Annotated in this window: 18 protein-coding genes; all 18 read right to left on the bottom strand. The window is 44.8% G+C overall.

Annotated elements, in window-relative coordinates; translation table 11 throughout:
- Position 1: 1 nt before the first annotated feature.
- Entirely contained in the window at positions 2-640 is a 639-nt protein-coding gene (locus KO537_RS09645; RefSeq protein WP_219234372.1) for a tail assembly protein, read from the bottom strand.
- A gap of 107 nt (positions 641-747) precedes the next feature.
- A complete protein-coding gene (locus KO537_RS09640; RefSeq protein ID WP_219234371.1) occupies positions 748-1,251 on the bottom strand; it encodes a hypothetical protein in 504 nt (167 codons plus the stop codon).
- Between the two features lie 80 nt (positions 1,252-1,331).
- A complete protein-coding gene (locus tag KO537_RS09635) occupies positions 1,332-2,048 on the bottom strand; it encodes a C40 family peptidase (protein ID WP_219234370.1) in 717 nt (238 codons plus the stop codon).
- Positions 2,049-2,247: 199 nt separating this feature from the next.
- Positions 2,248-3,048: a hypothetical protein gene (locus tag KO537_RS09630; RefSeq protein ID WP_219234369.1), complete on the bottom strand. Its 801-nt coding sequence runs from the start codon at positions 3,046-3,048 to the stop codon at positions 2,248-2,250.
- A gap of 173 nt (positions 3,049-3,221) precedes the next feature.
- A complete protein-coding gene (locus KO537_RS09625; RefSeq protein WP_219234405.1) occupies positions 3,222-3,947 on the bottom strand; it encodes a phage minor tail protein L in 726 nt (241 codons plus the stop codon).
- Complete coding sequence (locus KO537_RS09620) at positions 3,940-4,605, bottom strand: DUF4376 domain-containing protein (protein ID WP_219234368.1); 666 nt, start codon at positions 4,603-4,605, stop codon at positions 3,940-3,942. Before KO537_RS09620 ends, KO537_RS09625 begins: the two co-directional genes overlap by 8 nt.
- Positions 4,606-4,607: 2 nt before the next feature.
- Positions 4,608-6,752: a hypothetical protein gene (locus KO537_RS09615; protein ID WP_219234367.1), complete on the bottom strand. Its 2,145-nt coding sequence runs from the start codon at positions 6,750-6,752 to the stop codon at positions 4,608-4,610.
- A gap of 24 nt (positions 6,753-6,776) precedes the next feature.
- Positions 6,777-7,112: a phage tail protein gene (locus KO537_RS09610; protein WP_219234366.1), complete on the bottom strand. Its 336-nt coding sequence runs from the start codon at positions 7,110-7,112 to the stop codon at positions 6,777-6,779.
- A complete protein-coding gene (locus KO537_RS09605) occupies positions 7,112-9,865 on the bottom strand; it encodes a phage tail tape measure protein (protein ID WP_219234365.1) in 2,754 nt (917 codons plus the stop codon). Before KO537_RS09605 ends, KO537_RS09610 begins: the two co-directional genes overlap by 1 nt.
- Positions 9,866-9,930: 65 nt before the next feature.
- Entirely contained in the window at positions 9,931-10,074 is a 144-nt protein-coding gene (locus KO537_RS09600) for a hypothetical protein (protein ID WP_219234364.1), read from the bottom strand.
- A gap of 38 nt (positions 10,075-10,112) precedes the next feature.
- On the bottom strand, positions 10,113-10,607 hold the full coding sequence (locus tag KO537_RS09595; RefSeq protein ID WP_219234363.1) for a phage tail assembly chaperone family protein, TAC: 495 nt from the start codon (positions 10,605-10,607) through the stop codon (positions 10,113-10,115).
- An 89-nt stretch (positions 10,608-10,696) separates the two neighbouring features.
- A complete protein-coding gene (locus KO537_RS09590) occupies positions 10,697-11,170 on the bottom strand; it encodes a phage tail tube protein (protein WP_168823852.1) in 474 nt (157 codons plus the stop codon).
- 91 nt (positions 11,171-11,261) lie between these two features.
- The gene (locus KO537_RS09585; protein WP_219234362.1) at positions 11,262-11,630 is read right to left on the bottom strand and encodes a DUF3168 domain-containing protein; all 369 of its coding nucleotides are present in this window, start codon (positions 11,628-11,630) and stop codon (positions 11,262-11,264) included.
- A complete protein-coding gene (locus KO537_RS09580) occupies positions 11,627-12,091 on the bottom strand; it encodes an HK97-gp10 family putative phage morphogenesis protein (RefSeq protein WP_219234361.1) in 465 nt (154 codons plus the stop codon). The genes KO537_RS09585 and KO537_RS09580 overlap by 4 nt, the downstream gene beginning before the upstream one ends.
- 2 nt (positions 12,092-12,093) lie before the next feature.
- Positions 12,094-12,432, bottom strand: coding sequence for a phage head closure protein (locus KO537_RS09575; protein WP_219234360.1), 339 nt, complete (start codon positions 12,430-12,432; stop codon positions 12,094-12,096).
- A gap of 4 nt (positions 12,433-12,436) precedes the next feature.
- Complete coding sequence (locus KO537_RS09570; RefSeq protein WP_219234359.1) at positions 12,437-12,781, bottom strand: head-tail connector protein; 345 nt, start codon at positions 12,779-12,781, stop codon at positions 12,437-12,439.
- Positions 12,782-12,786: 5 nt separating this feature from the next.
- Complete coding sequence (locus tag KO537_RS09565; protein ID WP_219234358.1) at positions 12,787-12,990, bottom strand: hypothetical protein; 204 nt, start codon at positions 12,988-12,990, stop codon at positions 12,787-12,789.
- A gap of 63 nt (positions 12,991-13,053) precedes the next feature.
- Positions 13,054-14,328 (bottom strand): phage major capsid protein, encoded by a 1,275-nt coding sequence (locus KO537_RS09560; protein WP_219234357.1) that lies wholly within the window; start codon positions 14,326-14,328, stop codon positions 13,054-13,056.
- Between the last annotated feature and the right edge of the window lie 42 nt (positions 14,329-14,370).

The following is a 14,370-nucleotide window of genomic DNA, read 5'->3' as shown; positions in this document are numbered from 1 at the left end:
ATTATTGCTCCTGTTGACTGCCGCCACCATTGCCACCATTACCGCCACCCGATTGGATTGGGCGCTTTGATGTAGCAATATCTTCGGCATAAATACCTGCACTAATAATGGCGCCACCAATTCGGCGCTTACCGTAACCGATGCCGACGGGGTTACCTGCTGCAGTTGTGTTAACTGCTCCACCAAAGGCATAACTTGGCGCGTTCTCCGCAGCCTCCCTGCCCTTAAGTCCTTTTGCTTGCGGTGAGAGCATTTGCACCACACCACCAGCGACCATGCCAATACCCGCTTGCACTAGCCACCCTTGGCCAAAATAAGCACCAACGACTATCATCACAGCACCGAGAATCGTTTGAAGAATGCCACCACGCTTGCTGCCACCAATGACAGGGACAATACGGATTTCAGTCGTACCAGCTAAATCAAACTCATCGGTACCCGTATTATGTCCATTGCGAAAAATGGCATAGCGCAGCCCAAGCTTTGCTTGTTCTTTAATAAACAGATCAAATCCATACAGGGTATTTTTTAAAGCGCTAAAGGCTTCGTTTGTGGTCCCCGTTTCTAGTAAACGCTGGTGAATGCGGCCGAACTTAGAAGCCAAGGATCCTGATAGCTTGATAGTGGTATGTGTGCTCATGGTGTTTCCGCGAAAGCATGAATTTTAGGCAATAAAAAAGCCACCTGAAGAGGTGGCTTTAGTGGCGGGAATTTTTATAAATTTAATATAAGATAAAAACCAATATTTTATTTTCTATTATCTTTCAAATATTCATTAGAAAATTTTTTTACAATATCAGTAATAGCTTCCATGTTTTGTGAAACCAATGAATCTTTTGGTCCGGTAACAGATTTTGAGTAATTCCACGTTGTTACTATTTGCGACGTATTCGATGATCTTCCGCCTCTATCAACCAATGCTTTTTCATACAAACTAGCATCTATTACTGAATAATAACCTTGCAGCTTACCTGATACTGTGTACTCAAAAAATGAACGCACATCAATGCTTAATACTGCATCAACACTGTCATCTTTATTTGCTAGTGCAACACCATAAGTTCGAAGTAAAAGCTCAACTTCTGTTTTAACTTTACTATCAGTTAATGATGCACTTATGGCATCATCAGAAACCATTGCTGAAACTATAATATTTCCAACACCAATAAGCTTGGAATCACTATCTGCATTAACCATATTTGCATAAAAAAACACTATCAAAGATAAAAAAACTAATTTAATGTTCGACATTTTCAATCCATTAGTTAGATTTATAAAGAATTACAATTTACTACTATGCCAATGACATAACTGACTGTAAAGTTTTTAGCCTATTTCTGAGCATAACGCACAATCACCCTTGTATTGCGCTGCCAGTAACCGCCGTAAATATCGTAGCGGCTAAGGCGACCATAGAGGTGGTGCAGGATTTTACCCTCGCCGACATAAACAGCGGCGTGATTGACTCTCTGACTTTGAATTTGCATTAAGATGCCGTCACCAATTTGCAGATCGGCAAGGTTGATATTGGGTTGCGCCACAAATCCAGCTTTAGCAAAGTTATCGAGGTAAAGCTCTTGCTCACCTTCCCACCATCCATCTTGGCGCTCAAAGTCTGGCAATAAAATACTTTGAACATCGTGGTACCAGTCACGAACACAGCTATAACAATCCCATACCCCATGCACAAAAGGACGACCTAACAAGGGTTGACGTTCACCCGTTGGCACCATAGAACGTAAATCGCCGTCTGGCCAGCTTAGGATATGCCAAGGTAAGCCACTGGCCTCACACATGGCAATATCACGCTGGCTTGGTTTCGCGCTCGAATCTGGGTGGCTGTGACAGATACCTATGATCTGCCCTTGATCTTCAATAGCAGCATATTGCAGTGGATCAATCAAAAACTCATCGGCTTTGTTAGTTGCCTTGTTATCGCATGGCACATAAAAAGGCTTGCTACCTTGCTGGATGATCAGCCCACAGCATTCATTGGGGTAGCAGTTGACCGCATGCTGAGTAAAAGCATGCAAGAGCGTTTGATGCATAGGGACCTGCTTAGGTTGTGTTAGACCATTTTGCCGACGGCGGGAAAATGCTTGGTGAATGTTGAAAGACACAAAGTTTGAACTGTAAAGCAGAGAAATTAATTAATGTAATTAGGTGTCAGTAAAATAAATATACTATCATACTTGACCTCAACAGCTTTTTAAAAGTTAATGAGGTCAAGTTGAAAGCTATATTGAATTAGCGGTCAGAGTGACAGTTTCCGCAAGGCGCATTTGATACTTTCCATGCCCCACTAAAATCATTATAACTCCACACTTCTGCGGCAATAGTGTCGCCAGTATTGTTATCCACAAATTTCACCGTAAACGTTGAATTAGGATTACGAACTGTATTTGGAAGAATACCTTGAGAAGATGCCTTATTATAAATATACATATTCAATGGCATAGTTGAACCAAATGGATTAAAAGGTGCTTGACGGGCGCCACTTTGACATACTTCATCACAAACGACCGGAATCCTTACCATTTCCCCCACAGCGCTAATTTCTACATCTGCTGTTTTATTTAAATTAGAATTTACTTTTACGTCTTCAAACTCACCTGTGTAATGGAGGCTATGAACTACTTCAATAAATTTATCCAGTTTAGTGACATCTAACTGAAGAAAGCTTGCCAGATCAGATTTGATCTCATTATTTAACCTTACATAACTGGATGAAAATTCACTATCAGTTTCCTTGCCTAAAAGTGATTGGTAAAGTTCTCGATTTTGTATTTTAGTAAGACCTTCTATACTTTCTTCACTAAAAATTCTCATATATGCCCTTGATGCATATAAGTAACTTTCTTCAGAAATACCAATTTTTTCAGCAATTGATGAAAATCTTTGCTGTGTGCTTTTCATAAAAATAGAGTCAACATTGCGTAGTTCGCTTTTCTCTGCACTAACTGCACTAACTGCACCTGATATTGGCTCCTTAGACATTGCAGTAAAAGGCACGGTGGTTAGCAAAAGTAACATTAACACTTTATTCATTACATAAATCCTTTTAATTAATACACTTAAAATCCACAAAACCACTAAAAACTACATCAAATAGAACGCAATTGCAACATCGTGTTACAATGCCGCAAGGGGTAACCCCTGTTTATACTCGTAGTCCTAACATTACTGCCTAAACCAGCTAAACAATACTTATCATGAAACGATTAACGTATAAGCCGAACGCTGGGGAATCCGCCGTGGGGTAATTCTTCGTTTTCGCCAAATCGTAAAGTGCAACCGGCTATCGTGCCAGAGCACTGATCAAGTGCTGGGTTATCAGTCGGCTCGTCATCTTCGGTAAACATGGCTTCACCTGTGTAGCCACAATCGGCACCGCGATATTCACCGCGTTGGCACCATGAACAATAGGCAGTCATTTGTCGGCCGATTTTGTAGCCTGACAAGTCAGCAGGGTTTGATAGCTCAAAAGTGACAGCGACATTATCCTCATTCACCTTTTTATCAACATACCAAATCTCTATCGCCTCTTGGGTTGGATCAGCTTCGCTATTGCCACTGGGGAAGTTGGTCGCATCAAGGTATTTAGCCAGCGTTCGGCGGATCGTAACCTTGGCTTGTTCCATGTTCTGAAAATACAAGCACAGGGCACTGATACTGCCATCGATGTTAACAACGGTTAGTGTGGGTGTACTGGGTGAGCCATCAGAGTTAACTTCCACCCCTTCTAACTGCGCTGGCCATGCACTGTATTGTTCGCTCTGCCAATGGATGATGCGCGCTGGTAACTCTGGTTGATTAAGGTCAGCATCTGAGTACGGAATATTGTGGGCATGAAAGCGAAGGATATCGGCACCAAAAGCGGTACCATCTATTTCATAGAGAATAACCTCATTGCCCGGTTCGAGGGTTTGAATATCGGCACTAAGCATCGGTGGCACCTTTAGTCCAGAGTTTACCTTGCTCGATAATCGCCAATGAATGCGCCTGGCGAATTTGCTCCACAGTGACGGCCGCTTCGGTGTTATCTGCTAAGCGCCAAATAGTACTTTCAATCCCAGCATCTTCAGAGGCGTGAATTGCAGCCAACATTCGGCGCTGTGATTGTTCGTCACCATCAAACACCAGTCCATCGACTTCAACAGTAATTGAATTAACCGCTGCGGACCGTTGGGTGCGGAACTGGTATTCATCAATACTAATGCCATCAATCAATATTTCAGCGCGATATTGCTCAATCGTTTTAAGTTCAGGACGAACAGGCTCAGGCTCCGCAAATAATGGACTTTCAATCGCTTGTTGATCTTGGGTTTCTATCGGTAGCGCTGGCGCATTAAGCTCAGCATCCGTTTTACGCTTTAGCCATGATTGATACTGTTCAAACCAATCCCATTGAAGAGTGACAGCATACAGCTCGGTAAACTTACCGATCACATGGTGCATTGCCGGATGAGCGGCATGTAAGCGAGTGACCAAAAGCACATCGGCCAGAGTTTTTGACTCTGGCCGATGGCGTAATGCTGGCTGTTTGTGCTCATCGAGCACAGGAGAACCCGAATCATCGAGTTCGTAAAAAATCGTTAAATTCATGGTTACACCTTATTCCTGAGCCAGCCTAGGGGCTCCTTTAACTTTGCAGTACCAACAAGCACAGTATTTCCATTTAAATCTGTCTTAGTAGCTTGGTTGTCAACAGTCGTCACTTTTCCGTCATCGCCCCAATTACCATTGCTATACTTTAATTCTGTCGCTGCAAAACTTAAAGATGCGTAACTATTTTCTACGGTGTTATACCTAAGGACTTTTAAGCCAATATCGCCACCTGTTGGGGCACCAATTTTTATTTCATCATGTTTTGTGGCGTAATCATCACCGAAATATGCTAACTTTCCCCAAAATGATGGTGATGATGCATATCCACGGCCCATTATGTATGGATCAACCGATAAACTTTGCTCATATGGTGAATTCCCACCGGAGCTTGTAAGTAATTTTCCAATTAAAGTCTCAGACAAGAAAGATAGTGTATACATACTTGTTACATACATTCTTCCAATTCCAGAATACTTACCAAAAACTGAGGAATTAATTGCTGACTCAGTTTGTTTTGAGTTTGATTGGTATTGAAATATTGTTACTCTGCTGGTGCTTGGCAGTGTTGTTGCAATTGTATTTGTTTGGACATCAGCTATTACGCTACCTGCTGACCACGAATTGTCAGAGTCAGATAAATAAACAGAAGCAAAACCACCATCTAACATTAGCTTTCTGGTTAGTTTAAATATGTTATAACCTATCCTTAAATCAGGAATCCACTTACCAAACCACCCGTTTTTAAGCGACTGTCGATTATTTATCTCATCTGGATGAGCTAAAACATCAGTCTGTGAAAAATAGCCACCTACTAAAAAAGGAAGAACCATTTCGTGGATAAACGGAGTGAATGGCCTTCTTGTTATTAGCTCTCCACTGTAAAAAGGAATCAATGCTATTATAGTTTCATCATAAATAGTTTTTATCTTAACTTTTAACGGTGTGGCTCCATCGAACGATAATATATATCCAGAGTCACCAACCTTCATTTTAGCTGTTGAATCAACAACAATATTTGTCTCATTTACTGGGCTGCTATCTCCTCCAAAAGAGTTGCTGTATACCGTTGTGAAAATTATATTTTCAAAGCCTTTATATATACCGTTATAAAAATCAGACTCTGCATTGTCGAAATCTATTTGATTAACTTGTTGAGCCTTATAGCGCATATCACGACACAGACCACCTTCACCATAAGCATAAACAGCATCGTAGTATCGTGTGTCGTGGAATCTACCAGATTTTCCACTTGCAATTGAGCCAGATCCTGCGAGTAATTTTGATGGATTAAAACAGTCTGATCTTGATGTGATACTAGCAGTAGTGTTGTACCAAAAAGTATCCCCTACAAACTTTGCAGCTCCAAGTGGGTTATGGGATGGATGGTATCCGCCATCGTTTAAACGCAGCACATTACCAAAATAGAGTAAGTTTTTACCCGCTTTAAGCCATAGATCACCAAATGAATTGAGTGAATACCCCTGTTCCGTAGGGGATGGCAATCCATCCGTCGAACCAGCAAATGCAATCTTGTACACCTGCCACTGATAGATTTTCCCATCAGAGCCTATAAAAGTAGTGTTTGAGTTTTGAGTAAAGAAGTCTTTTTTCTGCTGTTCTGTAGCACTAAATAGGTTAACTGCTGCACCTACTCCACGTAGTCCGCCTTGATAAGCGTTTGGTGATGCTGCGCTTATCTCTACTTTCTCCGCCTCAACACCATACATATCCATTCGTTCTGGCATAGCAGATGTGGGGGGTGATGGCAGAGTTAGTACAAATTGATTGGTAAAGTTGAAAATAACTCCATCAATATGTACCGAAGCATAATCAGTTTTTGAGCCACCTACCCCGCCAGCTTTTCCAATCAGCAAAGTGTTAGGCGTAGTGAGCGCGGTATAAAGTCCCGGCTTACATTCGTTGACTTGTTTGCCTGATTCATGATTGCCAAAACTTACCCAACCGCTGGCGGCATAGAGCTCTTTATTTGCATTGCGGTTGGCTTCAAACTGCGCTTGTGACATGGCTGCGGCGAGTACATCGGCGGCTATAAAGTTGCGGTTAACCTTTTCAAAAGCGGTACGTGCGGTATCGCCACCCGTGCCTGCAGGCTGGGTGCCAAGACTGATAGTTTCAAATGCCATGTGTTTACGTCCGATAGCGAAGTGTTAAGGATGAAATGCTTGTTCAAAAGTGGCGGTGATGCGGTACATGCCGCCGCCTAGCGGGGTGTTTGTTTTCTGAGTCACTTTCCACAGTGAGGCGGTACCGAGTGGCGGGGTCCACGCAAAAGCCTTAAAGCCTTGGTGATCATCAAAGAATTCGGTGATCGCTTCAGCAGTGGCTTTATTTTTTGTAAACGTCAGTGGCCAGCTTTGAACTTTACTGTTGATACCATCGCCAACTGCCTGACTATAACCATCGCCAAACTGTGCGGTGCGGGTGCGATATTGGGTATCGCCTGTGGCACCATTATCGGGTGTCCAAGTGAATGTCTGCGGCATTAGCGATAACCTCCAGCCATAGTGCGGCCAATTTGACCATTCGGGCGTAAATCCTTCGCCAATAACTCTCGATATTTTTGCTCGACAAACTTACCCAGCTCGCTGCCGAACTGATTTAAGGCAGGGGTATCGGCTTTGGTTGTGGCATTGCCACTTTGATCTATGTTGACCTCAACATGCACAACGCCAGCGCCAGCCGTTGCCGATGCTGGCACGCCGTTATAGGCTGCGCCGCCAACTATGCCGCCATTTGCGTAGCCTTTATTGCCTTTGCGCATGGCTTCCACTGTGGCCACGCCGCCAGCTGCTGCAACATCACGCTGCGACCAAACGACCTCGCCTTTGTGAACAATGCCTGCAGGCTCGTATTTACCGCCAAAGCCAGTAAAACCGCCAGATGAGAACCCACTATCACCGACAGCACCACCTTCAGAGAATCCACCAAAAATACTGCTTGCCATACCTGCAATGGCTTTTTGCATGGCAATTTTGGCAATATCCGCAATGATGGATTTAGCGAGCCCGGCAAAGTCAGCCTTACCCGTCATCACAAAATCGGTAAGCGCGTCTGTCATGCCGCCAAAAGCCCCATCCATGAGGGTTTTGGTTTGGCCTGCCATGTCAGCCGCGGCATCAATGTAGTTTTGCATTGATGAACGGGCACCGTTAGTCCAATCGGCTTGTTTGGCGTCGAGGGCTAAATAGTATTCATCCTGAACGGCCAAGCGTGCAGATAGGTTATCTTTCAACATAGCAAGTTGTTGTTGATACTCTTCATCAGTCGTTCGGCCTGCGAGGTTATCTGATAGCGCTTTACCCTGAGCGCGCTCGATATCGCGCTCAATCCCTTGGCGATCACCTAGGCGTTGCTGGGCTTTGTCACCAAGGCCAAAGGTAGCGAGCTTATCGGCGTTGCGCTGTTGCTCTGCGGCTAGGTTAGCTGTGAGATTGGCGCTGTAGCTTTGAAGGCGGATTGATTCATTGCGCTTTTTAATTTCGTCATCGATTGCCACGTTCTTTTCGAGTTGAGCGCGGATCACTGATTGTTCTGCCAACAAACTTTTTTGTTGTGCGGTAAGTACATCTTTGTTTTTGATATCAGCGATTTGCTGCTCAAACTGCACTAACTCTTTTTGCGACTGAGTAAGCTTGATATTTGACTCTAGCTGACCTTGCAAGCCTGCTTGAGTTTCGCGCAAACGCATGAGATACGTAGTGGCGGCATCGTCAGCAAAAGCTTTGGTCTTTTTAGCGGTATCTTTAAACTTTTCCTCTATCGAGGCGAGATCACGTTTAATTTTGTCAGGATCCAGCAAGGCACTATTCGCATCGCCCTTCCGCACCTTTTCAATATTGTTGTTATATTCCTTTATTGCCTTAGTGCGCTTTTGCTCGTTGGTAAGGGTTTCCTCGGTCACCTTGGCAATGGCACGCTGAGCCTCGATTGAGTCTTGGTTTATCTTTGCCCGTTTTGCTTGTTCCTCTGCAAGTTTATCTTCTAGCTGGATTTGCTTAACGAGCTCATTACCTTCTGCCTGAAGCTTAGATAATAAATTTTCACGGCGAGTTGACTCAAAGCCAGAGCCTTTGCCTAGAGAAACTAACTTATTAATCTCTTTAGCATTATCGGCTAGTCTTTCTTTTAGTGTATCGATACGGCCAATATTAAGCAGTTGATCCCAAGACTCAGAAGCGCCCGATTTGATTGCCTTCCATGCTTTCTCTATACTGCCAAGATTGCTGGTGATCTCTTTCGTTCTTTGGCTAATAGCATCGCCATAGGCTCTAAAAGCTAACTCTGATGCCTCGGTGTTTTTACCCGCTTCCTTAAGCGCTACAATCTGCTCATACACAGATGCAGTGAGGAAGTTATATTTTTTGTTGAGTTCTTCAGCCGCTTTAACGGGATCATCAGCTAGTTTGGCAAACTCGGCGACCGTATCGGCTACCGCTTTGCCAGTAACATTTTCCATTTGTATTGCAGCACGGCCAACAAGCTCTATTTGGCTGGCGGTAAACTTGCCTGTATTTGCAACCTCAGCTAATGCAGCAGCGGCTTGGCGCTGAGTACCGCTAATGGCATCAATGCGCTTGGCGGATTCCATCAATTCGCTTGAAGTGGTACCTGCAGAATTGCCTGTCAGTATTAATGCATTACGTAGCCTATCTGCCTCAACACTGCCTTGGTAATACGCCAGCGACATTACGCCAGCCGCAGAGGCTGCAATGGTGAATGGGTTAATTAATCCCAGTATATAGCCACCCATGGCTTTAGCCGCTGGGCCAACGCCGCCAAACATATCCTTAAGCTGACCGCCTTGCTGTAAGAATACCGTTAATGGGTTTTGACCACCTTGGAGCGATACGGCGATATCGGTAAACTGAGCAGGCAAACCACGGGTCACAAAGGCTAATTCCTTTGCTGACTTTCCATTTTTATCAAACTCAACACTAGTCTTACCCACCTCACTACGCATCTTGGCAATTTTTTGCGTGTAGGATTCATATTCCGTTTGGCCTAAGTTTCCGGCTTCACGGTGACGGCGAAGCTGCTGCTCCATTTTGTCTAATTTGCTGTATTCAGCAACCAGAGGATCAATCTGGCCCATAAGCCTATTTAGCTCAGCTTTTTGCTTTGCTGCGGCAGCTTCGGTTTTAGCTAATGCGCGCTCAGCTTTAGACTGACCTTCAACAAAGCTGCCCGTTTCAGCAACCATGTTTAGCGTTAGCGTGCCGAGTGACTTATTTGCCATGGGGATTCCTGCTTGGTTTAAGTATGTTGGTTGGCCGTCCTTGGCCTTATTGCTACTAATTTGAATTACTTTTTGATGGCGCTGGCTTTTAGCATCAGCAGCACATCATCAACTGTGGCTTCTTGCTGCGGCGCTTCATTCAACTGGCTGTACAACATGAAGTGTTCAAGATCGGCTTTGCCGCCGTGAATGATATTGAGGTGGTGCATTTGCGCTGCTGCAATGCGTTCTTGCCGTGCTTGAAGGCTTAAGGGGCCGAACTTTTCTCGGTATGCAATCCAGTTGATGACTTCTCGGTGCGTGAGGTTTTGCTGGGCTTCTTCGATGGTTCGTCCGCCAACGCCTGCGAGGACGAGTTCGTGCCAGAATTCGTCGTCGGCGGTAAGGCTTTTGGGTCCGGTTTTAACCCGAAACCATTCACTTCGTTAATCGCTCCGATTAACGCCATACCGAGTGAGTCGCAGATTGGGCCATGGGCGTCATTGCCTAGAATGTCGTCAATCTCAAATAAGGGTTTTCCGTGTTCATCTACAATACTGGACACAATGCGCGAGGTGAGCGAGTCAATACCACTGTGGTAGTTATTGGCTTCTATATTAGCCGTGGCGAATGACTTTTTACGGATATATACCGATGCGGTACAAGTTTCACCAGCGGGGTTGATCCACGAAATTTCGCGGCGTTCTGGCTTTGCAGGAGAATAGGAATTTGACTGAATAAGGCTAGCAACACTTAATTCCATGATTGTTCCTTTAGGATTAAGTTAAGACGGTTGAGCAAAAGCCCACTGATTAAGTGGGCTTCATTTAGGTTAATCAGGCGTGTCTATGATTAAGGCGTTACGGCGGCAGGCACTAGAATCGGATCGCCTGATACCTGAATGCCGATAGTGGACTTAACCACATCGTTTTGTGCAAACGTAAATGGATAGGCCGTCATGAAACCTTCGAAGGTGATCCAAGTACGGGTTGTGGGTAAGGTGAATTCTTTAGTGGTGACAGTTGGCGGAGTACCAACAGCATCACTAAAACCAATCGCCCACTTAATGGTTGTACCTGCGGTTTTAATTTGGTGCAGGCGTAGGTGGCTTGGAATTCGTGGGTCGATGTTGATACCAAACGTGGCCGCACCAGGTGATTTCAAACCTGCCACAAACTCACGGGCCATAGCTTCTAATGGGGTGGTTTCGATGGGATCAACTGGGCTGTCAATGCCATCAATACTGGTCACAGCGATGACACCTAAAATGGAATCATCTGCCGGATCGATTGCATAGAGCTGTGTGCCCTGCGTTTTCATACTCATGTGTGTGCTCCTAACAATAGCCTTACGGCAGATACAAAAAAGCCCCTGCGGTTGCAGAGGCTTTGGGTTTTATGAAATGGTGTTTATTTGGTTATCTTGTGACTATCCAATCGATGTCAAAGCTGTGACGATAATTGCCTGTTTCTTTGTCACGACTATCGCCGTTGTAATTGGTGGTATGCGCCTCTAATTCAGTGGCGAAGCGAATTGCATCACCCACGGCATTAGCCGAACTGCCTGAATCGGCATATACATCCACTTGCAGTGCAAAGGTGTCGGTATCTGGTCGGCCTGAGATATAGTTTTCAGGGCTACCGCCGATCACCTGCCAAACCGCATAAGGTTTGGCTACGTTTTGCGGCGCTTGGCCGAATGGATAGAGTCTTGTCGGATTGGTGCCAAGTAAATCAGTCACTGCCGTGCTTGCTCGGCACACGACAAAAATGGGCGCCATACTCATGAAAGTGCCTTATCGAGTTCTTTATCAAATTCGACCGTAAAACGGCCGATCACTTGATTGATGTTATTGGCCAGTGCTGGACGCATAAATGGCTGTGCTTGGGCGTGTTCGGTACCAAACTCGACTAAATGCCAGTGTGGGGTATTACCGCGCGCACCTTCGTCGGCGTTAGGAGTAGGAATACGGCCTCGATTGGTGGCAATGCCAACTCGATACATGATCACGCCTTCGCGTTGAAATAGCCGGCTAGCAAACTGCAGTGTGATGTTGTCGCGAATGCGCCTACCTGTTTTGGGATCGTCCACATTGAGCGAATTTTCTTGAGCCGCTTTTTTGACTATGCCAGCGGCTTTACGCAGCGCGGTACGAGTACCAGTATCAAGCACGGTTTGGCTAACCTTGTTCATTTTGGCTTTAACTTCTTTTAAGCCAATGAGACTAAAATCGAATTTTGCCGCCATGGTTAACCTACTAAAACATCAGTTGATTCAGACACTGGAATAATCAGTTTTTGACGACCAGATTTATCATCTGGCATAACACCTTCTGGCTTATAGATTTTTCCAGCATGCTTAATTCTAAATTCACTTGGGAAACCGTCACGATAGTGGAGAGTAAATTCACCCGATATTTTTGATTGCGCTGCTGCGGCGGCAATAAAGTCTCTTACCGATAGTGAAGAAAAGTTAGCCATGGTTTGGAATGCTAGCGTCCATTGGTCAAGCTCTTCACCAGATAGTGGATCTTGCTGTTTTGTGGCGGTGTAAATATCGATTCTATGCCGGTAATTGCCGCTAGACATGAGATCACCCTATTGCCAAGTCTCTAAATTCAAATATGAGGTTTTCAAATGCCATTGGCACTTCGACCATTTGTTCTGTTGATACTGCTTCTCGGTTATTAAACCAGTGCCCAATTAACAGCAGAGCTGCAAGAGTTAAATCTTGGCTTTGGTCAATGATAATGGCTTTAACTGGCTTAGGGTCCATTGCTTCAAGTTCAGCAGTGGTTTCAACAAAGGTGCAGCTTAAACGGCGGCGAATATGGGCTTCTACTGCTGCAATGAGTTGTGTTAAATATGTATCTTGAAACGTCTCTGACTCGAGCAGGTTAACTTGCCGCCGAGCAGCTTCCAGTGTGACCAGCGGCATGTTAGTTACTCCTTTTTACCTTCAGTAGTATCAGCAGGTGTTTCTTCGTAGAGTTCAGCAACTTTTAGCTGCTCAACTAGTTTTGTAGCGACAGACTCGTCAAACCCTGCAAGATCACCGGGAGAATAACGGGTCCAATTTTTCTTAAAAGTGACCAATACCGTTTTTTTATCCGTATCAGTCGCTTTAGTCACTGGTGCTTTTGCCATAATATTTGCCTCAAATAAAACGGGGCGCATGCCCCGTTATTGATTTACTTATCAGTTAACTGATTACCAAGTTACTGCAGTACCTAGCGCTAGGCCTTCTGGGTGACGGAAACCAATATCGTGGTCCGTTACTACACGGATTAATGATTGGTTGCGGCTAAAGGCAGAGATCAAATTACCTTCGGCATCTTTGTAGGTTGCTTCACGGCTGAAATCGATTGAGAAATTACCGCTTTCACCAATAAGGACATCGTTAAAATCTGCAAAGTAAATCTCAGATTCGTTGGTGCCTGTACCTAGGTTTGATGGGATGGTGTTGGTGTGTTGGATAGGGAAGCCTTTCAGTAACCCTGTTGCCATTTCTGGGTAAACTTTATTGCCGTTACCATCACGCAGGCCAAACAGCTTCATGTAAGTACGTGGCGACAAACCCCAACCAGGAGTGATCATCATGGAGTTAGATTCCATCAGCTTTAAAATCAAGCTATCAAGGAATGCGTCGATAGTGGCCAATGATGCTACACCAGACCAAGGAACTGTTCTTAATGCAACTTCTGCAGTCTTTTTAAAGCCTGTTGGTGTTGATGCTGAGCCATCATCACGTAAAAAAGCTTTATCTTCACGCACGGCCATTGAGGCGATCATGTCTTGCAGAATCAGGCTTTCAACGTTACGACCTGCTTGGCCAATCAATTGGTTTGAAATTGGCACTAAGGTGATCATCGTTTTTGCTGACAGCTTTACATCGTCCAGATCTGGATTTGATGCCAACACATCGCTGCCTTCACCAACGTAAGTCGATGTTGAGCCACCGCTCATACGTGGCAATGTCATATTGCCATTAGGCAATGGCACAGATCGCGCACCAAGGCGACGAACGATAGTGCGATTGCGCAATAACTCAATCACTTCCATCGCAGTATTCTGTGGCACTAATGCACCACCAGAACCTGCAGAGGTTTCGATTGCCATTGATACATCACTATCGCCGATCGTATCGCTAGCAAAACGGGCGGCACCTTCAAGATCACCTTTCGATGCAGCAATCGACATGGCTACACGAGCAAATGCTGCGCCTTGATACTGATCGGCTTCTTTTTTGGTATGCACTGCAGCAGAGGTATTTTTGCTGACAGGTTTAGCATGTGCGGCGTTCATACGCTCAGCACTTTCTAAACGACCGATTTGAGAGCTCAGTGACTCAAACTCTGCAGATAAGCTTTCGAATGATGCCAGCTGTTCAGCGCTTAACGTGCCTTCAGCATCGGTTGTCGCTAGCAATTGCACTTGAGCATTAATCTCTGCGCGTTTGCGGCGAAGTTCTTCGATTTTAAACATGGGTGAATCTCCTTCAGGTAAAAAAAATGCAGCCTAATTGGC

Source organism: Shewanella sp. NKUCC01_JLK (genome assembly GCF_019345615.1).
Lineage (GTDB): Bacteria > Pseudomonadota > Gammaproteobacteria > Enterobacterales > Shewanellaceae > Shewanella > Shewanella oncorhynchi.
This window is presented reverse-complemented; position numbering and strand designations above follow the sequence as displayed.